General features: G+C 61.3%; 18 protein-coding genes. 5 read left to right on the forward strand and 13 right to left on the reverse strand.

Annotation, left to right across the window (positions count from 1 at the left end; all coding sequences use genetic code 11):
• Positions 1-3 precede the first annotated feature (3 nt).
• The 12 genes from nudB to JAO85_RS08185 all read right to left on the reverse strand — a co-directional run bounded on the left by nudB (position 4) and on the right by JAO85_RS08185 (position 14396).
• Entirely contained in the window at positions 4-507 is a 504-nt protein-coding gene (gene nudB / locus JAO85_RS08130) for a dihydroneopterin triphosphate diphosphatase (RefSeq protein ID WP_057091572.1), read from the reverse strand.
• Positions 508-750: 243 nt separating this feature from the next.
• Entirely contained in the window at positions 751-2556 is a 1806-nt protein-coding gene (aspS, locus tag JAO85_RS08135) for an aspartate--tRNA ligase (RefSeq protein ID WP_039049630.1), read from the reverse strand.
• Positions 2557-2574: 18 nt separating this feature from the next.
• A complete protein-coding gene (locus JAO85_RS08140) occupies positions 2575-3219 on the reverse strand; it encodes a DUF502 domain-containing protein (RefSeq protein ID WP_003058473.1) in 645 nt (214 codons plus the stop codon).
• 14 nt (positions 3220-3233) lie between these two features.
• Complete coding sequence (locus JAO85_RS08145; protein ID WP_039049629.1) at positions 3234-3503, reverse strand: FmdB family zinc ribbon protein; 270 nt, start codon at positions 3501-3503, stop codon at positions 3234-3236.
• A 101-nt stretch (positions 3504-3604) separates the two neighbouring features.
• A complete protein-coding gene (locus JAO85_RS08150; protein WP_063661779.1) occupies positions 3605-5056 on the reverse strand; it encodes a sodium:solute symporter family protein in 1452 nt (483 codons plus the stop codon).
• A gap of 35 nt (positions 5057-5091) precedes the next feature.
• Entirely contained in the window at positions 5092-6660 is a 1569-nt protein-coding gene (gene ubiB, locus JAO85_RS08155; protein WP_012837124.1) for a ubiquinone biosynthesis regulatory protein kinase UbiB, read from the reverse strand.
• The gene (locus tag JAO85_RS08160) at positions 6657-7268 is read right to left on the reverse strand and encodes a hypothetical protein (protein ID WP_003065999.1); all 612 of its coding nucleotides are present in this window, start codon (positions 7266-7268) and stop codon (positions 6657-6659) included. Before JAO85_RS08160 ends, ubiB begins: the two co-directional genes overlap by 4 nt.
• Before the next feature lie 139 nt (positions 7269-7407).
• Entirely contained in the window at positions 7408-8409 is a 1002-nt protein-coding gene (locus JAO85_RS08165) for a Tim44 domain-containing protein (RefSeq protein WP_202787866.1), read from the reverse strand.
• A 51-nt stretch (positions 8410-8460) separates the two neighbouring features.
• A complete protein-coding gene (gene ubiE, locus JAO85_RS08170; protein WP_003065997.1) occupies positions 8461-9192 on the reverse strand; it encodes a bifunctional demethylmenaquinone methyltransferase/2-methoxy-6-polyprenyl-1,4-benzoquinol methylase UbiE in 732 nt (243 codons plus the stop codon).
• Positions 9193-9435: 243 nt separating this feature from the next.
• The gene (locus tag JAO85_RS08175) at positions 9436-9855 is read right to left on the reverse strand and encodes a gamma-butyrobetaine hydroxylase-like domain-containing protein (protein WP_003065996.1); all 420 of its coding nucleotides are present in this window, start codon (positions 9853-9855) and stop codon (positions 9436-9438) included.
• A gap of 74 nt (positions 9856-9929) precedes the next feature.
• A complete protein-coding gene (locus JAO85_RS08180) occupies positions 9930-10367 on the reverse strand; it encodes an HIT family protein (protein ID WP_202787867.1) in 438 nt (145 codons plus the stop codon).
• 111 nt (positions 10368-10478) lie between these two features.
• Positions 10479-14396 (reverse strand): FAD/FMN-binding oxidoreductase, encoded by a 3918-nt coding sequence (locus tag JAO85_RS08185; protein WP_034357568.1) that lies wholly within the window; start codon positions 14394-14396, stop codon positions 10479-10481.
• A gap of 503 nt (positions 14397-14899) precedes the next feature.
• Here JAO85_RS08185 and ugpB point away from each other — a divergent pair.
• From ugpB to ugpQ, 5 genes are all read left to right on the forward strand, one after another.
• Positions 14900-16213, forward strand: coding sequence for a sn-glycerol-3-phosphate ABC transporter substrate-binding protein UgpB (gene ugpB / locus JAO85_RS08190; protein ID WP_003065990.1), 1314 nt, complete (start codon positions 14900-14902; stop codon positions 16211-16213).
• A gap of 122 nt (positions 16214-16335) precedes the next feature.
• Entirely contained in the window at positions 16336-17217 is an 882-nt protein-coding gene (ugpA, locus tag JAO85_RS08195) for a sn-glycerol-3-phosphate ABC transporter permease UgpA (protein ID WP_003065988.1), read from the forward strand.
• A gap of 2 nt (positions 17218-17219) precedes the next feature.
• Positions 17220-18068 (forward strand): sn-glycerol-3-phosphate ABC transporter permease UgpE, encoded by an 849-nt coding sequence (ugpE, locus tag JAO85_RS08200; RefSeq protein ID WP_003065986.1) that lies wholly within the window; start codon positions 17220-17222, stop codon positions 18066-18068.
• A 65-nt stretch (positions 18069-18133) separates the two neighbouring features.
• Positions 18134-19141 carry a sn-glycerol-3-phosphate import ATP-binding protein UgpC gene (locus tag JAO85_RS08205; RefSeq protein ID WP_003065985.1) on the forward strand — a complete coding sequence of 336 codons (1008 nt, stop codon included), beginning with the start codon at positions 18134-18136 and terminating at the stop codon, positions 19139-19141.
• A gap of 197 nt (positions 19142-19338) precedes the next feature.
• The gene (gene ugpQ / locus JAO85_RS08210) at positions 19339-20115 is read left to right on the forward strand and encodes a glycerophosphodiester phosphodiesterase (RefSeq protein WP_034362157.1); all 777 of its coding nucleotides are present in this window, start codon (positions 19339-19341) and stop codon (positions 20113-20115) included.
• A gap of 201 nt (positions 20116-20316) precedes the next feature.
• Here ugpQ and JAO85_RS08215 read toward each other — a convergent pair whose 3' ends face one another.
• The gene (locus JAO85_RS08215; RefSeq protein ID WP_229228152.1) at positions 20317-21300 is read right to left on the reverse strand and encodes a tripartite tricarboxylate transporter substrate binding protein; all 984 of its coding nucleotides are present in this window, start codon (positions 21298-21300) and stop codon (positions 20317-20319) included.
• Positions 21301-21475 lie beyond the last annotated feature (175 nt).

Genomic DNA, 21475 nt, shown 5'->3' on the forward strand with positions numbered 1-21475 from the left:
GTTTCAAGGCTGTTGCCTGCAGCGGCGCTCGACCAGCGCCGGCTCGAAGCGCGGCAACAGCAAAATAGCTTCTGCGTTGGAAGAAGAAAAGCAGCGCTGGGCTGCCTCACGCCAATCATGCCAATCATGTGCGGTGTGCTCCCTGGGATTCAAGTGCACGGTCATGTGATGCGGCACACGGAGGCCGAAGACACGCTCCTGGTTATGGCTGACGCCCGGCGCGTAACGATGCAGCCATTGAGGATAGATGGCGTAGACGTTCTCGAGTTCCCAGTCGGTCAGGCAACAGTCCGGCGCCAGCGCATCGATGCCGGTTTCCTCAAGCACCTCGCGCACGGCGGTTTCATGCCAGTCCTCGTCCAGGCTGTCCTTGCTGCCCGTGACGGATTGCCAGAAAGGCTCTCCCTCGGGCGCGGCAATGCTTCGACGCAGCAGCAACACCTGCCCGTCTTCACGGTAGATCACGACCAGCACGGACTGCGGAATCTTGTAGGGCCTGACTTCCATCGCAGCATATTAGCGCGGCCAGCATGACAGCAGGCTGAGTCGCCCTGCTGCTTGATAGCCATCAATATTCATAGCTTTAACCGCTCTCCATTCATTGAATTCAGACTGATAACCATCTGAATTTCAAGATTGACAGGCGCAAGCAGCTCCCAATTTCAAAGCAACAAAAAAGCGCCAGCCGCTTTCGCGAACTGGCGCCCGGCGGTGAACAGCGACCGGCGCTGTTCACGGGGAGCTTGGCAATCAAGCCTCGGTGGTGACCACCATGGGGTTGCGCAGCTTGATGTGCAGTTCGCGCAGCTGCTTCTCGTCCACGGGCGAGGGAGCCTGGGTCAGCAGATCCTGGGCGCGCTGTGTCTTGGGGAAGGCAATCACGTCGCGGATGGAGTCGGAGCCGGTCATCAGCGTGATCAGACGATCCAGGCCGAAGGCCAGGCCGCCATGGGGAGGCGCACCGTACTGCAGCGCGTCCAGCAGATAGCCGAACTTGGCACGTTGCTGCTCGGGCGTGATGTTCAGGGCTTCAAACACCTTGGCCTGCACGTCGGCGCGGTGGATACGCACCGAGCCGCCGCCCAGTTCCCAGCCGTTCAGAACCATGTCGTAGGCCTTGGCAATGCACTTGCCGGGATCGGTGTCCATCAGGTCTTCGTGACCGTCCTTGGGCGATGTGAAGGGGTGGTGCACGGCCACCCAGCGGCCGGATTCCTCGTCATGTTCGAACATGGGGAAGTCCACCACCCACAGCGGCGCCCACTTGTCTTCGAACAGGCCGCTCTTCTTGCCGAATTCGCTGTGACCGACCTTCAGGCGCAGGGCGCCGATGGAGTCGTTGACGATCTTTTCCTTGTCGGCGCCGAAGAACAGCAAGTCGCCATCCTGGGCGCCGGTGCGCTTGAGGATTTCGGTCAGCGCAGCATCATGCAGGTTCTTGACGATGGGCGACTGCAGGCCTTCACGGCCCTTGGCCACTTCGTTGACCTTGATCCAGGCCAGGCCCTTGGCACCGTAGATCTTGACGAACTCGGTGTAGCCGTCGATCTCGCCACGCGAGATGGCAGCGCCGCCGGGCACGCGCAGGGCCACGACACGGCCGCCCTTGGTGGTGGCGGGGGTGGAGAAGACCTTGAAGTCCACATCGCCCATGATGTCGGTCAGCTCGGTGAACTCCAGCTTGACGCGCAGGTCGGGCTTGTCCGAACCGAAGCGGAAGGCCGCGTCCTGGTAAGTCATGATGGGGAACTCGCCCAGATCCACGTTCAGCTGGGTCTGGAACACTTCCTTGATCATGCGCTGGAAGATGGCGCGGATTTCCTCTTCGTTCAGGAAAGAGGTTTCGCAGTCGATCTGCGTGAATTCGGGCTGGCGATCAGCGCGCAGGTCTTCGTCGCGGAAGCACTTGGTGATCTGGTAGTAGCGGTCGAAGCCCGAGACCATCAGCATCTGCTTGTACAGCTGGGGCGACTGGGGCAGCGCGAAGAATTCGCCGTCATGCACACGCGAGGGCACGAGGTAGTCACGGGCGCCTTCGGGCGTGGACTTGCCCAGCATGGGAGTCTCGATGTCGATGAAGCCTTCCTTGTCGAGGAAGTTGCGCACCTGGATGGCGGTCTTGTAACGCAGCATCATATTGCGCTGCATCACGGGACGGCGCAGATCCATCACGCGATTCGTGAGGCGCACGGTTTCCGACAGATTGTCGTCGTCCAGCTGGAAAGGAGGCGTGACGGAAGCGTTGAGCACGTTCAGCTCATGGCACAGCACTTCGATCTGACCGCTCTTGAGCTTGTCGTTGGTGGTGCCGGCGGGACGCGCACGCACCACACCCTTGACCTGCACGCAGAACTCGTTGCGCACGTCTTCGGCCACCTTGAACATCTCGGCGCGGTCGGGGTCGCAGACCACCTGCACATAGCCTTCACGGTCGCGCAGGTCGATGAAGATCACGCCACCATGGTCACGGCGGCGGTTCACCCAGCCGCACAGGGTCACGGTTTCGCCCATTTGGGCTTCGGTCACCAGACCGCAGTATTGAGAACGCATTGCCATGAAAATTCTTCCTGCACCTTAGGGGTGCGACAAGGTTGTTTGTTTGGATTCTTCGATCAGGGCGAGGTCTGGCGGAGCCACCACGCCCATCGAAACAATGTATTTGAGCGCCGCATCCACACTCATTTCCAGCTCGATGCATTCGCTCTTGCGCACCAGCACGAAGTAACCCCCGGTGGGGTTGGGCGTGGTGGGCACGAAGACGCTCACATATTCATCGCGCAGCAAAGCCGCCACTTCACCGCTGGGCTGGCCTGTGACGAAAGCCACGGTCCATACGCCCTCGCGCGGCCACTGCACCAGCACCGCCGTGCGAAAAGCGTTGCCGCTGTCGGAGAACACGGTGTCCGAGACCTGCTTGACGCTGGAATAGATGGAGCGCACCACGGGAATGCGACGCACCAGCGCATCACCCCAGCCCACCAGCTTGCGGCCGATGAAATTGCTGGCAATGCCGCCCACGAGCAGCAGAATCAGCAAGGTCAGAATAACGCCAAAGCCCGGAATATGCATGCCCAGCAATCTGTCGGGCTGCCAGGCTTCGGGAAGAATGGCCAGCGTCTGATCCAGCGTTCCGATGATCCAGTTGAGCACGCCCAGCGTGATCACCAGGGGAACGATGACCAGCAAACCGGCAATCAGCCACTTGCGCAATGCAGACATAGTGTGGGTAAGCCTCAGGAATTGGCGGGCGCAGGGGCAGCTGCTGCAGGTGCAGCGGCACTGTCACTGGATGAAGAGGTGCTTGCAGCCGGCTTGCTGCCGCTGTTCTTGAAGTCCGTGGCATACCAGCCAGAACCCTTGAGCTGAAAGCCCGGAGCGGTGAGCTGCTTGGAAAAGGCCTCGGCCCCGCAAGCTGGGCACACGGTCAGCGGCGCGTCCGAGATTTTCTGCAGCACATCCTTGGCGTGACCGCAGGAGCCACACTTGTATGCATAGATAGGCATAGCGCTAAAAACGGGGAAAGTGCAAAAACCCTCAATTATAGGCGCCGCCCCCGGTTTTGCTGCGCTGCGCAAGCAAGCCCCGGTGCAGCCGGTTTGCTCTCTCAAGCCTTGATCTCGGCCAGGGACTCGATTTCACGGTGATGGTTGCTGATCCACTGGGGCAGCAGCGAGCCCGCCAGCATGCCGGCAACCGCAGCCAAAAGACCAGCCAGCTGCTGTGGAAAAGCCTGGTTGAGCGCGGGCGTGACCATGAAGACCAGCCACACACCGATGCCCAGCGCCACGGCACTGATGGCGCCCTGGGTGGTGGCTCGCTTCCAGTACAGGCCGAACACCAGCGGCACGAAGGCCCCCACCAGCGGCACCTGATAGGCGCTGGCGACCAGCTCATAGATGGGCGTGCCTTCCATGGCTATCGAATAGGCCAGCACACAGGCCGCGAACACCAGCACGCTGATGCGCATGGTCCTGAGATTGTCCTTGTCCGTGGTGTAGGGACGGAACTGGCGCCAGATGTTCTCGGTAAAAGTCACGCTGGGAGCCAGCAAGGTGGCCGACGCGCAGGACTTGATGGCCGAGAGCAGCGCGCCGAAGAATAGCACCTGCATGGCAAACGGCATCTTGTCCATCACCAGGGTGGGCAGCACCTTCTGCGGATCATCGGCCAGCAGGGCCGTGGCTTCGGCGGGCATGATGATGAGCGCACTGGCCACCAGGAACATGGGCACGAAGGCAAAGATCACATAGCAGGCACCGCCGATGATGGTGCCGCGCACGGCCGATTTCTCGGTGTCTGCCGACATCACGCGCTGGAAGATGTCCTGCTGCGGAATCGAGCCCAGCATCATGGTCACGGCAGCACCGATGAAGAAAACGATTTCATGCAGCGAGGGCTCGGGCAGAAACTTGAAGAGATCGCGGCTGGTGGCCAGATCGACCACCTTGCCCGCGCCGCCCGCCATGTCACCGGCAAAAAAGGCCAGTATCAGCAGGCCGGCGACCAGAATGATCATCTGCACGAAATCCGTCACTGCCACGGACCACATGCCGCCGAACAGCGTGTAGACCAGCACGGAGAGCACGCCTATCGTCATGCCCATGGGAATGCTGACGACACCGCCCGAGAGCAGGTTGAACACCAGGCCCAGCGCCGTGACCTGGGCCGAAACCCAGCCCAGATAGCTGAGCATGATGATCAGCGAGCAGACCACCTCGATAGCTCGGCCATAGCGCGAGCGGTAGTAGTCGCTGATGGTCAGCAGATTCATGCGGTAGAGCTTGGCCGCAAAGAACACACCCACCAGAATCAGGCACATGCCCGCGCCAAATGGATCTTCCACCAGCGCATGCAGTCCGCCTTCGATGAACTTGGCAGGCACGCCCAGCACCAGCTCGGACCCGAACCAGGTCGCAAAGGTGGTGGTGATGATCATGTAGAGCGGCAGATGACGGCCGGCAATGGCGAAATCCGCCGTGTTCTTCACGCGTCTGGCGGCCCACAGACCAATGCCGATGGTCACTAACAGGTAGACGATCACCAATGAGAGCAGCACGCTGGCACTCCTCGAACTCTAAAGAAAGGGAAAGCTCAGAAGCGGATGCGCAGCAGAACCTGCAGCACCACCAGCCCGATGACGAAACCGATGCCGCCGCAGAGGATGGCCTGCAGCAGACGGTTGGTCGTTTTCTGCTGCTGCAGCAGCTCCTTGAGCAGGGTCTCGCTGTCGTTGCCAGCGCCATGCCTGGACAGATACTGGTGCAGCACGCGCGGAATGTCGGGCAGGATCTTGGCGTAGCGCGGCGCCTGCGCCTGCAGCTCATGCCATAGGCGCTGCGGCCCCATCTGGTCCAGCATCCATTTCTCGAGGAAGGGCTTGGCCGTGCTCCAGAGGTCGAGGTTGGGGTCGAGCTGACGGCCAAGGCCTTCGATATTGAGCAGGGTCTTTTGCAGCAGCACCAGCTGGGGCTGGATCTCGACCTGGAAACGGCGCGAGGTCTGGAACAGGCGCATCAGCACCATGCCCAGCGAGATTTCGGCCAGCGGCCGGTCGAAATAAGGCTCGCAGACGGCGCGGATGGCCGCCTCCAGCTCCTCGACGCGCGTCGTGGCCGGCACCCAGCCGCTTTCCACATGCAAGGCGGCAACACGCTTGTAGTCGCGGCGGAAGAAGGCCAGGAAGTTCTGCGCCAGATATTCCTTGTCGAACTCGGTCAGCGTGCCGACGATGCCGAAGTCCAGCGAGATATAGCGCCCGAAGGTATCGGGCTCCAGGCTGACCATGATGTTGCCCGGGTGCATGTCGGCATGAAAGAAGCCGTCGCGGAACACCTGGGTAAAGAAGATGGTCACGCCATCGCGCGCCAGCTTGGGGATGTCCACGCCGGCTTCGCGCAGGCGCTCGACCTGGCTGATGGGCACGCCCTTCATGCGCTCCATCACCATCACATCGGTGTGGCAGTAATCCCAGTGGATCTCGGGGATCAGCACCAGATCCAGCCCTTCCATATTGCGGCGCAGTTGCGCGGCATTGGAGGCTTCGCGGATCAGGTCCAGCTCGTCATGCAGATAGTTGTCGAACTCGGCAACCACTTCCTTGGGCTTGAGCCGCTTGCCATCATGGGAGAGCTTTTCCAGCCAGCTCGCCATCATGTGCATCAGTGCCAGATCCTTGTCGATCACGGACTTCATGCCCGGGCGCAGCACCTTGACGGCGACATCGTGCTCGACGCCGGACTTGTCGCGAACCCTGGCAAAGTGCACCTGGGCGATGGACGCGCTGGCCACGGGCTCACGCTCGAAGCTGATGAAGATCTGCTCCAGCGGCTTGCGAAAGGAACGCTCGATGGTGTCCACCGCGATCTGGGAATCGAACGGCGGCACGCGGTCCTGCAGCTTGGCCAGTTCCTCGGCCACATCGGGCGGCATCAGGTCGCTGCGCGTAGACAGCACCTGACCGAACTTCACGAAGATGGGTCCCAGCTCTTCCAGCGCTTCGCGCAGGCGCACGCCACGTGGCTTGTCCAGCTTGCGGCCAAAGGTCAGCACGCCGCGCAGGCTGCGCAGGCGCGGATGGGGAATCCCGGAGAGCACCAGCTCATCGAGTCCATAACGAAACACCACCCAGAGGATGGCCCAGCCCCGCAGAAAGCGGCTCATGGCTGTGTGTAATCGGCCCCGGGCATGGCTGCCACGGGTGCCGTGCCGGCAGGATTGGCGACATCGGCAGCAGAGGCAGACTTGCTGCCCATGCGTGCGCCGACGAACTGGCGCAGCCCCTGTGCGGCCGTGCGTGCCACCTTGCCAATGGTGTGGGCCGGCACATCGCCAATCAGGCGAGCCAGATCTTCCTCCACATCCCACTTGACGTTATCCACCAGCCAATTGATCTCGGCGGCAAACTGCACATCGCCTTCGATGCGAATGCTGGGCTTGTCGCCACGCAAGGCCGTCTGAGCCAGCGACAGAGGAGAGGTCTCGGTGACTTCCAGCATCAGATCGGGTGCGGCCTCCGCAGGAGCCACGTCGAACAGGCCAGCAGGAGTGACCAGCAAGGCGACCGAATACTGGCGCCATTGCACGCGCGCAATACGCCCCTTCTGGCGCACGAGGCGGTCCATGGCCTCTTTTTCCTGCATCAGCACGTGATTGAGGAAAAGCACCAGACGCTGGTGCATTTCACTCACCAGCCATTCGGGAGCTTGGGGACCGGCCATCACGCGTTCGACGAGACCGCCCAGAAAAGAAAAAGGGGACTGTGTTGCCATAGTCCCCGATTATTCATGAAATTGATTCCCCCCTGTGGCGCTTTGCGCCTTCCCCCCAAGGGGGACGGCACCATCGCTGCGGGGCGGCCCTTGCTCGGTGCCCCTTGCATGGGCCGCGAGCAATCTCCTCCTGCGGCGCTTATTGCAGCGCCTGCACGCCTGCCACCAGCCAGCCGCTGGTGCCACTCTTGGGCTTGGTCATGTTCCAGACTTCACGGAAGGGGCTGGGGCCTGCCGATGCCTCTTCGCGGATCATGCCGGAAAACTCGACGCTGGCCATATAGCCATTGCCCAGATCTTCGATGCCCAGCAGTTGCGCATCGATCATCAACACGTCGGTGTGGTTGGGTTCACCGGCACGCTGGCTCTCGCGTTCGGACAGCTGGCTGCGGATTTCCGCGAGCATCTCGTCGGTCATCATGGAGCGCAGAGTGGTGATGTCGGACCTGTCCCAGGCCGACTGCAGCGTCACGAAGTTGCGCTTGGCTGCCGTGAGAAAGCCTTCGGCATCGAAGTCTGCAGGCACGCCCCAGTTCTGCGAACCCGACAGGGCAGAGCCGATCATGGAGCCGCCAGCTGCAGCTGCGGCTTCGGGAATATGGTTCTGTTCCCAAGGACGAGCCGACGCGTCATTGCCCACTTTTTCGGGGTTGTACTGGCGTGCCTGAGGTGCATTCACATCACCGCCCAGATTGCCTGCGCCCTGAAAGGCGAATGGACTGCTGGTGCTCTGCACGGAAGGTGCTGCCTTGCGACGGCGCATGATCATGCCGACCACCACCATGATCACCATGGCCAGCAGACCGAACATCAGCATATTGGCAAAGGCTTCGCCCATGCCCAGCGAGTTGGCCAGCCAGGCCAGGCCCAGGCCTGCGGCCAGGCCGCCCAGCATGGCGCCCCATGGCTTCTTGGGTGCAGCGGCCGGAGCCGCTGCAGGCGGAGCAGCACGGTTTTGCTGCGCCGCACTCTGCTGCGGAGCCTGCTGGGTATTCTGAGCGGGAGCACGAGACGCTTCGCGTTGAGTGACGTTGCCCGACTGCTTGCCGAACGATGAGCCACCGCCCATGCGTTTTGCATCGGCCTGACCATGTGCCACCACCAGCATTGCCACCAAGGCAATTGACCAAAGTTTCTTCATCTCATCTCCCTTCTTATAGAAAGTCGCTACAAATCTGCGCACAGGGCGCATTTAACATTTGATTCCCACATGCAAGGCACAGACGCCTCCTGTCATGTTGTGATAGTCCACATGGCCAAAGCCGCATTGCTGCATCAGGGCCTTGAGCTCCTTCTGGCCTGGGTGCATGCGGATGGACTCCGCCAGATAGCGATAGCTTTCGGCATCGCCGGCAATCATCTTGCCCATGGTCGGCAAAATCTTGAACGAGTACCAGTCATAGACTTTCTCCAGCGGCTTGGCCACCTTGGAAAACTCCAGCACCAGCAGCTTGCCGCCGGGACGCAGCACGCGGTTCATTTCCTTGAGCGCTGCATCCTTGTGCGTCATATTGCGCAAGCCGAAGGCCACGCTGACCAGATCGAAATAGTTGTCGGGGAAGGGCAGCTTTTCAGCATCGCAGACCAGCGTGGGCAGGATCACGCCCTTGTCGGTCAAACGGTCACGCCCCACGCGCAGCATGGCTTCATTGATGTCGGTGTGCACCACCTGACCGCTGGCGCCCACCTTCTTGGAAAAAGCCAGGGACAGATCTCCTGTGCCGCCTGCGATATCCAGCGCCTTGTCGCCTTCCTTGAGGTTGGCCACCATCAGCGTGTAAGCCTTCCAGGCGCGGTGCAGACCGCCCGACATCACGTCGTTCATGACGTCGTACTTGGAAGCCACGGAGTCGAACACACCGCGTACGCGCGATGCCTTCTCGCTTTCATCAACAGTCTGGAATCCGAAGTGTGTGGAGCTCATAACAAAGAATGCTAAGCAGGCAGTGCTTGCGCGTACAGCGACAACCCCGTATGGCTACAGGCTTTGAAGCACTATGGTTTTTTGAAAGAATTCGCCTTGAGCGCTTATTTCACATGCGCTGCCAGCTATTGGAAATATAGCACCAGCCTCAATAACCCTGTACCGTACGCATGGGCTATGTGGCGTGTACGGGACGTTGCTGTCGGCTTTTGAGCCGACATGCAAGCCCCTGGGAGTCAAAGCTCAATGCACGCTGCAGCCATGACCGCCGGCGCCCTTCTCGGGCATGGGCGTGTCGCGCTCCATCCCGGCCTCTTCAAGGCGCTGCAGATATTGCTGCCACAGAGCATCCTGCTGGCTGCCCAGCTGGTAGAGGTATTCCCAGGTGTACAGACCGCTTTCGTGCCCATCGCTGAAGAAGGGCTTGATGGCGTAGTTGCCGACCGGCTCTATGGTGTTGATGCCCACATCGCGCTTGCCGGTCTGCAGCACTTCCTGGCCCGGGCCATGGCCTTGCACCTCGGCCGAGGGCGAGTACACGCGCAGCAACTCGAACGGGATGCGGAAAGTCTTGCCGTCCGAATAAGAAACCTCCAGCACGCGCGATGCGCCATGCACGGTCAATGACTGGGGGGTGGGAGTATTGGCTTGCAGTCCTGCCATGGTTCTCTCCTAATCAATGCATAAAAGGGCAGCCTCAAGCTGCCCTTTGAATCTCCCGACGGAGATGAAAAACATCACGCGGCCCAGAGGGCCAACGCCTTTTGCAGCACTCCATCCACCTGAGGCAGCTGGCGTGCGATCTCGGCTTCGCGCTCTTCATTGCGCTCGCGCTGGGCCGCAGCCCAGACGGAAGCGGGAAAGTGGCTGTCCCAGTCATAGCGCGCAATCACATGCCAGTGCAGATGCGCCACCATATTACCGAGAGCCGCCAGGTTGATCTTGGTTGGAGCCAGTTGCTCGCGCAGCACGCGCTCCACCAGGGCCACGGCATCCATGCAGACAATGCGATCCGCCGCGCTCAGATCCGAGAACTCGGCCGCATGCTCATTCCAGACCACGCGATAGAAGGCCGGAAAGCCTGCCTCCACGGCTCGAATCACACGCAGCTTGTCGCCGCGCCAGACCAGCGCACCGCCATCGGCAATGCACAGAGGACAATTTTCAACCAGCATCTGAAATCTCCATTGCAATGCTTCTCGATGTGACCCCAGCATAGGCCGGAGACACCGAGGCAGGACCGCCCCGGCCTCCCTTGGGAAAGGCGCGGAGCGACTCAGGGGGCATCACACCAGCACACGCTCGATACCGCCCTGGTTGGCGCGATTGACATACTCGGCCATCCAGTTCTCGCCCAGAATGTCGCGCGCCATCTCGACCACGATGTAGTCGGCTTCGAGCAGACCGTTGTTCAGATCGTTGCCATAGCGGCTCAGGCCTTGCAGGCAGCTGGGGCAGCTGGTCAGGATCTTGACGTTGTCCTGGGCGCCGAGCTGACCGTTGTCGCGCAGCGCGGCCTCGCCCTTGCGGATCTCCTCGGTCTTGCGGAAACGGATCTGCGTGGAGATATCGGGACGCGTCACGCCCAGCGTGCCGGATTCGCCGCAGCAGCGCTCGCTCTTGAGCACGTTGTCGCCCATCAAGGCCTTGACGGTCTTCATCGGGTCCTGCTGCTTCATGGGCGTATGGCAGGGGTCGTGGTACAGGTAAGCACCCTTGTTCTGCAGCGTGATGCCCTTTTCGAGCAGATATTCGTGGATGTCGATGATGCGGCAGCCGGGGAAGATCTTGTCGAACTGGTAGCCTTGCAACTGGTCATAGCAGGTGCCGCAGCTCACCACCACGGTCTTGATGTCCAGATAGTTGAGCGTGGTCGCCACACGGTGGAAGAGCACACGGTTGTCCGTGATCATCTTCTCGGCCTTGTCGAACTGGCCCGAACCGCGCTGGGGATAGCCGCAGCACAGATAACCGGGCGGCAACACGGTCTGCACGCCGGCATGCCAGAGCATGGCCTGCGTGGCCAGACCCACCTGACTGAACAGGCGCTCCGAGCCGCAGCCGGGGAAGTAGAACACTGCCTCGGTATCCGACTTGGTGGCCTGCGGGTCGCGGATGATGGGCACGTAATCCTTGTCTTCGATATCCAGCAAGGCGCGCGCCGTCTTGGTCGGCAGACCGCCGGGCAGCTTCTTGTTGATGAAGTGAATCACCTGCTCCTTGATGGGAGCCGTGCCCACGGATGCGGGCGGATGTGCGGTCTGCTTCTTGGCGACAGCCCCCAGCACGTCGGCCGCCAGGCGCTGGGCCTTGAAGCCCACGCCCACCATGGCCGTGCGCATGAACTTGATGGTGTCGGGGTTGGTGGCATTGAGCATGGCCATGGCCAGCTTGTTGCCGGGACGGAAGCTCTTTTTGTCCATCTTGCGCAGCAGATTGCGCATATTCATGGTCACGTCGCCAAAGTCGATCTTGACCGGGCAGGGGTTGAAGCACTTGTGGCAGACCGTGCAGTGGTCGGCCACATCCTCGAATTCCTGCCAGTGCTTGATGGAGACGCCACGGCGTGTCTGCTCTTCGTAGAGGAAGGCCTCCACCAGCAGCGAGGTAGCCAGGATCTTGTTGCGCGGCGAGTACAGCAGATTGGCGCGCGGCACATGGGTGGCGCACACGGGCTTGCACTTGCCGCAGCGCAGGCAGTCCTTGACGGAGTTGGCGATGGCGCCGATGTCCGACTGCTGCATGATGATGGATTCATAACCCATCAGGCCGAAACTGGGCGTGTAGGCATTGGTCAGATCGGCAAACATCAGCGACTCGCGCGGCGAGCGACCGTCGTGACTCTGGTGCGCCAGGGCATCCCACTCTTCGTTGCGGATCAGCTTGCCCTTGTTGAAGCGGCCTTCGGGGTCCACGCGCTTCTTGTAATCGGCAAACGGTGCCAGCTCGGCATCCGAGAGGAATTCCAGCTTGGTGATGCCGATGCCGTGCTCGCCCGAGATCACGCCGTCCAGACTGCGCGCCAGCTCCATGATGCGGGCCACGGCTTCGTGCGCGGTCTGCAGCATTTCATAGTCATCGGAGTTGACGGGGATGTTGGTGTGCACATTGCCGTCGCCAGCGTGCATGTGCAGGGCCACCCAGACACGGCCCTTGAGCACCGTCTGGTGAATCTCGTTGACGGACTCGCGCAGCGGCTGGAAGGCAGCGCCCGCGAAAATCTTGGACAGCGGCTCCTTGAGCTGGGTCTTCCAGCTCGCACGCAGGCGGTGATCCTGCAGCTCGGGGAACAGGGTGGCCACGCCGTCCAGCCAGCCCTGCCAGAGCTCGCGCACCTCGGCCACCAGCGCCAGGGCCTGCTGCACGCGGTCTTCCAGCAGTTCGGCACTGGGGATGTCGCCGGCATCGTCGCTCTTGCCCAGGGGCAGATCGGAGTGCTTGAAAAAGCCGCTCAGCTCGTCGCAGAGCTTGAGCTTGTTGCGCAGCGACAGCTCGATATTGATGCGCTCGATGCCATCGGTGTACTCGGCCATGCGCGGCAGCGGAATCACCACGTCTTCGTTGATCTTGAAGGCGTTGGTGTGGCGCGAGATCGCTGCCGTGCGCTTGCGGTCCAGCCAGAATTTCTTGCGCGCCTCGGCGCTGACGGCGGTAAAGCCCTCGCCGTTGCGAGAATTGGCGATGCGCACCACCTCGGCAGCCACGCGGGCCACTTCGTCGGCATCGTCACCGGCGATATCGCCCAGCAGCACCATCTTGGGCAGACGGCCGTTGCCCTTCTTGCTCTTGGTCGCGTAGCCCACGGCCTTGAGGTAGCGGTCGTCCAGGTGTTCAAGGCCGGCCAGCAGCACGCCCGAGCGCTTTTGCTCGGCGAACATATAGTCCTTGATCTCGACGATGGAGGGCACGGCATCCTTGGCATTGCCGAAGAATTCCATGCAAACGGTACGCGTATGCGCCGGCATGCGGTGCACAACCCAGCGCGCGCTGGTGATCAGGCCGTCCGTGCCTTCCTTCTGGATGCCGGGCAGGCCCGAGAGGAATTTGTCGGTCACGTCCTTGCCCAGGCCTTCCTTGCGGAAGGTGTGACCGGGGATGTCCAGGCGCTCGGTGCGCACATGGGTCTTGCCGTCCGCCTCGAAGTACTTCAGCTCGAAACAGGCCATCTCGGCATCATGGATCTTGCCGAGGTTGTGATCCAGGCGTGTGACCTCCAGCCACTGCGCATCGGGTGTGACCATGCGCCAGGACACCAGATTGTCCAGGGCAGTACCCCAGAGCACGGCCTTTTTGCCGCCCGCGTTCATGGCGATATTGCCGCCTATGCAGGAGGCCTCGATGGAGGTCGGGTCCACGGCGAACACAAAGCCGCCGCGCTCGGCCGCATCGGCCACACGCTGGGTCACCACACCGGCTTCGGAGTAGATGGTGGGAACTTCGTGATCCACGCCGGGAATCATGCGCATCTCGACTTCGGTCAGCGCTTCCAGCTTCTCGGTGTTGATGACCACCGAGCGCCAGGTCAAAGGTATGGCACCACCCGTGTATCCGGTACCGCCTCCTCGCGGAATGATGGTCAGACCGAGTTCGATGCAGCCCTTGACCAGACCGGCCATCTCGGCTTCGGTATCGGGCGTCAGCACGACAAACGGGTATTCGACGCGCCAGTCGGTCGCATCGGTCACATGGGCCACGCGCGACAGACCGTCGAACTTGATGTTGTCCTTGGCGGTATAGCGACGCAGCGTCTTCTGCGCGCGGCGGCGCAGTTGCTCGGCCTCGACAAAAGTGGCGTTGAATTCATGCACGGCGCGGTGGGCCGCTTCCACCAGCTGACCCACCAGCTGATCGCGCAGCGCATCCTCGTTGGGCTCGCGGCGCTTGTCGATCTCGGCCAGGCGATGCTCCAGCGCCTCGACCAGCGACTTGCGGCGGTCGGGGTTGTGGATCAGGTCGTCCTGAAGATAGGGATTGCGCTGCACAACCCAGATATCCCCCAGCACTTCGTAGAGCATGCGGGCGGATCGGCCGGTACGGCGTTCCTGACGCAGCTGATTGAGCACATCCCACATGGATGAGCCCAACAGACGAATCACAATCTCACGGTCAGAGAACGATGTGTAGTTATAGGGAATCTCGCGCAGTCGTGCGGGTTCGGCAGCCTGGGCCTGGAGGGCGGCAGCCAACGCAATCGGTACATTCATGGGGGTAGACCGTGTCGGGCGCCCTCTGTGTGGCGCCCCTAAGCCAGTGGGATGACGATTTTAAGCGACGGCGGCTCAGCCATGCTTTGCTATGGGTTCTGAGTGGCCAGCCCTGCTATCGCCAAAGCAGCAAGCCCCACCGGCATTTCCCCGGCGATTCGCTGAATGACAGTGCACAAAGGCGCTGCGAACCCGTTCACCGCTGCACGCAGCCAAAGGGTAGATGAATCTTTCATAGGCTATTTAGACAAAAATCATACATTTCCGAATCAAAAACAACTCAATACGAAAGACTACCAACAACAAACGAAATGCCGTTGACCTAGAATGGCGCAGCTTCGCGCACCATCAAATGTCACCGGATCGTCATACAAAGGCTTGTGACTGCGGGTTCTGCCCATGGTGCGGCGCGTTGCCCATGCAAACAATGACATCCATATGTCATACGGATGACTTAGTGTGCATCACCGCATATTTCGTCAACGATCGTTAGAGGAGCCTTCATGCAATTCAAGCAACTGGCCATGGCCGCCGCCGTCGCCGCTACTACTTTCTCGGCACAAGCCGTCACCGAAATCCAATGGTGGCACTCGATGACTGCCGTGAATAACGAGTGGGTCAATGACCTGGCCAAGCAGTTCAACGAAAGCCAGAAGGATTACAAGGTCGTGCCCACGTTCAAGGGCGTGTACGATGAATCCATGACGGCCGCGATTGCAGCCTTCCGCTCGGGCAACGCCCCTCACATCCTGCAGGTGTTTGAAGTGGGTACCGCCACCATGATGGCTTCCAAGGGTGCGACCGTTCCCGTGGGCAAGGTGATGCATGACGCCGGCGTCGCTTTCGATCCCAAGGCCTATATCCCCGCCGTGGCCGGTTACTACACGGCCCCCAACGGCCAGATGCTGAGCTTCCCCTTCAACAGCTCGACAACCATCTTCTACTACAACAAGGACGCCTTCAAGAAGGCCGGCCTGAACCCCGACGTCGCCCCCAAGACCTGGCCCGAAGTCTTTGCTGCCGCCAAGAAGCTCAAGGAAAGCGGCCACAGCTGCCCCATGACCCTGGCATGGCAAGGCTGGACCCAGCTGGAGTCCTTCTCCACCTGGCACAACGTGGAATTCGCCACCGAGCACAACGGTCTGAGCGCCAACGGCTACAAGGCGCGCATGAAGATCAACTCGCCTCTGCACGTCAAGCACATCGACAACCTGGCCGCAGCAGCCAAGGCCGGCGAGTTTGTCTACAAGGGCCGCGCCTCCACTTCCCAGGCTTCGTTCACCGCCGGTGAATGCGCCATGATCCAGACTTCGTCCGGCTTCTACGGCGATGTGGCCAAGAACGCCAAGTTCAACTACGCCCTGGCTCCCCTGCCCTACTATCCCGATGTCAAGGGCGCTCCCCAGAACACCGTGATCGGCGGCGCTTCGCTGTGGGTCATGGCAGGCAAGAAGGCCGAAGAGTACAAGGGCGTGGCCAAGTTCTTCGAGTTCCTGTCGCAGACCAAGGTGCAGGCCGCTTCGCACCAGCGCACCGGCTACCTGCCCGTGACCATGGCGGCCTATGACCTGACCGAAAAGTCCGGTTTCTACGCCAAGCACCCCGGCACCGACACCGCCGTGACGCAGATGATCCGCAAGGTGACCGACAACTCGCGCGGCATCCGTCTGGGCAACTACGTGCAGATCCGTACCATCGAGGACGAAGAACTCGAACAGGTGTGGGCTGGCAAGAAGACCGGCAAGCAGGCGCTGGACTCCATCGTGAGCCGCGGCAACGAACTGCTGGCTCGCTTCGAGCGCTCCTACAAACAGTAAACCCTCCAGGCACCCGCAAGGGTGCCGCCAAGGCCTGCGGGGCCTTCAAACAAGGCTCTGCACCCCCAAATACCCCGTTGACTGCACCCAGGCTCCGGCGGTTTTTTTATTTGTAACTCCTCATGGAAAAACGCGTTCTTTTCCGATCCAAGTGGCTTCCCTGGGTGCTGATCGCCCCCCAGCTACTGATCATCGGCATCTTCTTCTTCTGGCCCGCCGGTCAGGCTGTGCTCCAGTCATTCCAGATGGAAGACGCGTTCGGCATGAGTACCGAATGGGTTGGCCTGGACAACTTCCGTCAGTTGTTCGCCGACCCCACCTATCTGAATTCCTTCAAGCGCACAGCACTGTTCTCCGTGCTGGTGGCCGGCGTCGGCATTGCCGTTTCGCTGGCTCTGGCCATCTTTGCGGATCGCATCATCCGCTTTGCCATGGTCTACAAGACCTTGCTGATCATCCCCTACGCAGTGGCTCCCGTGATCGCAGGCGTGCTGTGGGTCTTCATGTTCTCGCCCTCCATCGGTGTGGTGACCCATTACATGGGCAAGCTGGGCTATGAATGGAACCATCTGATGAACGAAAACCAGGCCATGGCCCTGATCGTCATCACCTCGGTGTGGAAACAGATTTCCTACAACTTCCTGTTCTTCCTCGCCGGGCTGCAGTCCATTCCCAAGGCACTGATCGAAGCCGCATCCATCGACGGTGCCGGCCCATGGCGCCGCTTCTGGAACATCCAGCTGCCGCTGCTCTCGCCCACCACCTTCTTCCTGCTGGTGATCAACGTCGTCTACGCCTTCTTCGACACCTTCGGCATCATTGATGCAGCCACGCAGGGCGGCCCCGGCCAGTCCACATCGATTCTGGTCTACAAGGTCTACCAGGACGGCTTCAAGGCGCTGGACCTGGGCGGCTCCGCAGCCCAGTCCGTGATCCTGATGCTGATTGTTGTCGTGCTGACTGTGATCCAGTTCCGCTATGTTGAAAAGAAAGTGCAGTACTGATCATGGTCGATCGTAATCCCTGGCTTGCCTTCATCTCCCACGCCGTGCTGCTGCTGGGCGTGGCCATCGTGGCCTTTCCGCTGTATCTGGCGCTGGTCGCATCCACCCATACGGCGGACGCCATCGTGCAGTCCCCCATGCCGCTGCTGCCCGGCTCGCATATGTGGGAAAACTACCGCGAAGCCCTGCTCGGTTCGGGCAAGCTCGGCTCCAACACCAATGTCGTGCAGATGATGTGGGTGAGCTTTGTCGTGGCCATGGTCATCACCGTGGGCAAGATCGCCATCTCGCTGCTGTCGGCCTTTGCCATCGTCTACTTCCGCTTCCCGTTCAAGATGGTCTGCTTCTGGGCGATTTTCCTGACGCTGATGCTGCCCGTGGAAGTGCGTATCCTGCCCACCTACAAGGTCGTGGCCGAGCTGGGCATGCTCAACAGCTACGCCGGCCTGACCCTTCCCCTGATTGCTTCGGCAACCGCAACCTTCCTGTTCCGCCAGTTCTTCCTGACCGTGCCGGACGAGCTGGTGGAGGCCGCCCGCATCGACGGCGCCGGCGCCATGCGCTTTTTCAAGGACATCCTGGTGCCCTTGTCCAAGACCTCGATTGCCGCTCTGTTCGTGATCCAGTTCATCTACGGCTGGAACCAGTACCTGTGGCCGCTGCTGATGACCACCTCGGAAGACATGTACCCCGTGGTGATCGGCATCAAGCGCATGCTGGCCGGCGGTGAAGCCGCCGTGGACTGGAACATTGTGATGGCGACCGCCATTCTGGCCATGCTGCCCCCGACAGCCGTGGTGATGCTGATGCAAAAGTGGTTTGTCAAAGGCCTGGTGGATACCGAGAAATAAAGCTCGCCCCCACTGCCTCCACCACCTTCTTTTGACCCATTGAACGAATACCTGGAATACCTCTCATGGCATCCATCTCCCTGAAGAACATCGTCAAGCGCTACGGCTCCGGCAAGTCCGCCGTGCCCGTCATTCACGGCATCAACGTCGAAATCAACGACGGCGAATTCATCGTGCTGGTCGGCCCCTCGGGCTGCGGCAAGTCCACCCTGCTGCGCATGATTGCGGGCCTCGAAGAAATCACCGACGGCGACCTGCTGATCGGCAGCAACAAGGTCAACGACCTGGAGCCCGCCAAGCGCAATATCGCCATGGTGTTCCAGAACTACGCGCTCTACCCCCATATGAGCAACTACGAGAACATGGCCTACGGCCTGAAGCTCGCCAAGGTGCCCGAGGACGAGATCAAGCGCCGCGTGGACAAGGCTGCCAAGATTCTGGAGCTGAGCCATCTGCTGGACCGCAAGCCGCGCCAGCTCTCCGGCGGCCAGCGCCAGCGCGTGGCCATGGGCCGCGCCATCGTGCGCCAGCCCCAGGTCTTTCTGTTCGACGAACCCCTGTCCAATCTGGACGCCAAGCTGCGCGGCCAGACCCGCCTGGAAATCCAGAAGCTGCACGCCGAGCTGGGCATCACCAGCCTGTTCGTGACCCATGACCAGGTCGAGGCCATGACCCTGGCCCAGCGCATGGTGGTGATGAACGGTGGCAATGTGGAGCAGTTCGGCACGCCCGAAGAGGTCTATCACACGCCCGCCTCCACCTTTGTGGCGGGTTTCATCGGCTCTCCTCCCATGAACCTGCTCAAGCACTCGCCCAACGGCAAGCCCGGCATGATCCTGGGCATCCGTCCCGAGCATATCGACCTGGTGGAAGCCGGCGGCGTGGAGTTCAAGGTCCAGACCGTGGAACTGCTAGGCGCCGAACGCCTGCTCTACGGCAAGGTGGGCGACGAAGACGTCACCGTGCGCGTGGAAGAAGGCAAGCCCTATCCCAAGCCCGGTGAAACGGCCCGCATCTCGGCACGCGAAGACCGCCTGCACTGGTTCAACGCCGAAACCGGCAAACGCGTATAAATCAAAACACCCCCTGAGCGGCTTCGCCGCTTCCCCCTCTCTGGCGCGAGCGCCGGAGGGGGACGACACCCTCGGTGCGGGGCGGCGCGGCCGGCCCAGGCCCTTCCTCGGTATCTCCTGTTTGAATGCTGCCTGCTCCAGGCGCAGCGCCAAACTCGCAGAAAAGTGTTGAGCCGCAAACCTTTGTTGGATTGATCATGACTACTGCTTTGAAACCCTGGCCCTATCCCCGCTGGGTGGCCCACCGCGGCGCCGGCAAGCTGGCACCTGAGAACACCATGAGCGCCTTCCGTCTGGGCGCGCAACATGGCTACCGCTTTTTTGAATGCGATGCCAAGCTCAGCCAGGACGGCGTGCTGTTTCTGATGCATGACGCCACGCTGGAGCGCACCACCAACGGCCACGGCATTGGCGGCGCACTGAGCATGGGAGAGATCGCCCAGCTCGACGCTGGCAGCTGGCACTCGCGCGCCTATGCGGGCGAAGCCCTGCCCACGCTGGAGGCCCTGGCACGCTGGTGCCTGGCCAACCATCTGCACCTGAATGTGGAAATCAAGCCGACCCCGGGCCAGGAACTGGAAACCGGCCGCGCCTGCGGCGAGCTGATGCAGCGCATCTGGCCGCAAACCGAGGTACAGCCGCTGTTCACCTCGTTCAAGTCCGAATCGCTCAAGGGCGCCCGCGAGACCGCAGCCCATATTCCGCGCGGCCTGCTGGTGGACAAGCTGGCCGACGCCAGCGGCGACGCCGACCTGAAGCTGGCCCTGGAGCTGGACTGCAGCGCCATGGTGCTCAACCATGCGCTGTGGACACCCGAGCTGGTGGCCAAGGTGCATGGTGCAGGCCTCTACTGCAGCAGCTACACCGTCAACGACCAATGGGCGGCACAACGCCTGATCGACCTGGGCACGGACGGCATCATCACCGACCGCGTGGATATGTTCAGCCCTGCACAGACAGGCGATCAGCTGTAAATCAGTAGCTGCTTACGCAGATCTACCTTGAATTTCAGCATCAATCAATGCTGGATTCCTTTCAAATCAAGCGCAAACAGCTTCGATACCCATAGCAAAACAAAAGCCCGGCCACCCAAAGTGACCGGGCTTTTTTGCGTTCACCACCTCCAATACTGGCACTGACAAATCAGGGCAGCCGCGCAAGGGCCTCAGGGGGTGTCAATCCAGTTTCGTGCCCGAGGCCTTGACGGCTGCCGCCCAGCGCGGCGTCTCGCCGGCCAGGAACTTGCCGAAGGCTTCAGAGCCCAGGAAGGCCGGGTCGGCGCCCTGCTCCACCATGCGGCTCTTCACGTCGGGCATGTTCATCACCTGCTGGAAGGCATTGCTGAGCTTGGCCGTCACGTCCTTGGGCAGACCGGCAGGCGCGAGGAAGCCATAGAAGCCCACCACCTCGAAGCCCTTGAGGCCGGACTCGATGGCGGTCGGCACCTCGGGCAGCGCGGGGTTGCGCTCCTTGCTGGTCACGGCCAGAGCGCGCACCTTGCCCTGCTTGTGATAGGCCGCAGCCTGAGGAATGCTCTCGGCCATGAACTGCACCTGGCCGCCGATCAGATCGGTGAACGCAGGCGCACTGCCCTTGTAGGGAATGTGCACCAGATCCACGCCTGCGGCGCTCTTGAACATCTCGGGCACCAGATGGCTGATGCCGCCGTTGCCGGCCGAGCCGAAGTTGATCTTGCCGGGGTTGGCCTTGGCATAGCTCGTGAACTCGGTCAGCGTCTTGGCCGGCACCTTGTTGTTGACCAGCAGCGCCAGCGGCTGCATGGCGGTGCGGGCAATCGGCGTGAAATCCTTGAGCGTGTTGTAGGGCAGCTTGCTGTAGAGCGCAGGGTTGATGACCATCACGCCGGTATTGGCCAGCATCAGCGTGTAGCCGTCGGCGGGCGAGCGCATCACGTCCTGCGCCCCCACCGAGCCGCCCGCTCCGGGCTTGTAATCCACCACCAGCGGCTGACCGAGCACGCCTTGCAGCTTGTCGGTCAGCAGACGGGCATGCTGGTCCAGCGGGCCGCCGGCAGGAAAGCCCAGCACGATGCGAATCGGCTTGGTGGGAAAGGCGTCCTGAGCCTGTGCGCCCGCGGACAAAAGCAGGCCTGCACCAGCCATCAGGCCGGCCAGTATGTTCATTGAAGTCTTGTTCATTGTTGTCTCCTTGGTTTTAGAAATCACCGGCCGCACAAAGCGCTGTCCGGGCAGGCTGATCTGGCAGCCAGCCTGCGCTGGATCGCTGCATTCGAGCCATGATTTGAACCATGGCGAGAGCCGGCCGGCATAAAAAAGCGCTTCTCGAGGGAAGCGCTTGGGTACCTGAGTGCAA

It is taken from the genome of Comamonas sp. NyZ500 (assembly GCF_016772095.1).
Taxonomy (GTDB): Bacteria; Pseudomonadota; Gammaproteobacteria; order Burkholderiales; family Burkholderiaceae_C; genus Comamonas; species Comamonas thiooxydans.

What these genes read in the sequence shown, in the direction of transcription:
- JAO85_RS08160 (WP_003065999.1), bottom strand. Translation starts at nt 7,268, where the DNA reads ATGGCAACACAGTCCCCTTTTTCTTTTCTGGGCGGTCTCGTCGAACGC.
- ugpA (WP_003065988.1), top strand. Translation starts at nt 16,336, where the DNA reads ATGGAAAAACGCGTTCTTTTCCGATCCAAGTGGCTTCCCTGGGTGCTG.
- nudB (WP_057091572.1), bottom strand. Translation starts at nt 507, where the DNA reads ATGGAAGTCAGGCCCTACAAGATTCCGCAGTCCGTGCTGGTCGTGATC.
- JAO85_RS08185 (WP_034357568.1), bottom strand. Translation starts at nt 14,396, where the DNA reads ATGAATGTACCGATTGCGTTGGCTGCCGCCCTCCAGGCCCAGGCTGCC.
- JAO85_RS08140 (WP_003058473.1), bottom strand. Translation starts at nt 3,219, where the DNA reads ATGTCTGCATTGCGCAAGTGGCTGATTGCCGGTTTGCTGGTCATCGTT.
- aspS (WP_039049630.1), bottom strand. Translation starts at nt 2,556, where the DNA reads ATGGCAATGCGTTCTCAATACTGCGGTCTGGTGACCGAAGCCCAAATG.
- ubiB (WP_012837124.1), bottom strand. Translation starts at nt 6,660, where the DNA reads ATGAGCCGCTTTCTGCGGGGCTGGGCCATCCTCTGGGTGGTGTTTCGT.
- JAO85_RS08215 (WP_229228152.1), bottom strand. Translation starts at nt 21,300, where the DNA reads ATGAACAAGACTTCAATGAACATACTGGCCGGCCTGATGGCTGGTGCA.
- ugpQ (WP_034362157.1), top strand. Translation starts at nt 19,339, where the DNA reads ATGACTACTGCTTTGAAACCCTGGCCCTATCCCCGCTGGGTGGCCCAC.
- ugpB (WP_003065990.1), top strand. Translation starts at nt 14,900, where the DNA reads ATGCAATTCAAGCAACTGGCCATGGCCGCCGCCGTCGCCGCTACTACT.
- JAO85_RS08205 (WP_003065985.1), top strand. Translation starts at nt 18,134, where the DNA reads ATGGCATCCATCTCCCTGAAGAACATCGTCAAGCGCTACGGCTCCGGC.
- JAO85_RS08180 (WP_202787867.1), bottom strand. Translation starts at nt 10,367, where the DNA reads ATGCTGGTTGAAAATTGTCCTCTGTGCATTGCCGATGGCGGTGCGCTG.
- ubiE (WP_003065997.1), bottom strand. Translation starts at nt 9,192, where the DNA reads ATGAGCTCCACACACTTCGGATTCCAGACTGTTGATGAAAGCGAGAAG.
- JAO85_RS08175 (WP_003065996.1), bottom strand. Translation starts at nt 9,855, where the DNA reads ATGGCAGGACTGCAAGCCAATACTCCCACCCCCCAGTCATTGACCGTG.
- JAO85_RS08165 (WP_202787866.1), bottom strand. Translation starts at nt 8,409, where the DNA reads ATGAAGAAACTTTGGTCAATTGCCTTGGTGGCAATGCTGGTGGTGGCA.
- JAO85_RS08145 (WP_039049629.1), bottom strand. Translation starts at nt 3,503, where the DNA reads ATGCCTATCTATGCATACAAGTGTGGCTCCTGCGGTCACGCCAAGGAT.
- ugpE (WP_003065986.1), top strand. Translation starts at nt 17,220, where the DNA reads ATGGTCGATCGTAATCCCTGGCTTGCCTTCATCTCCCACGCCGTGCTG.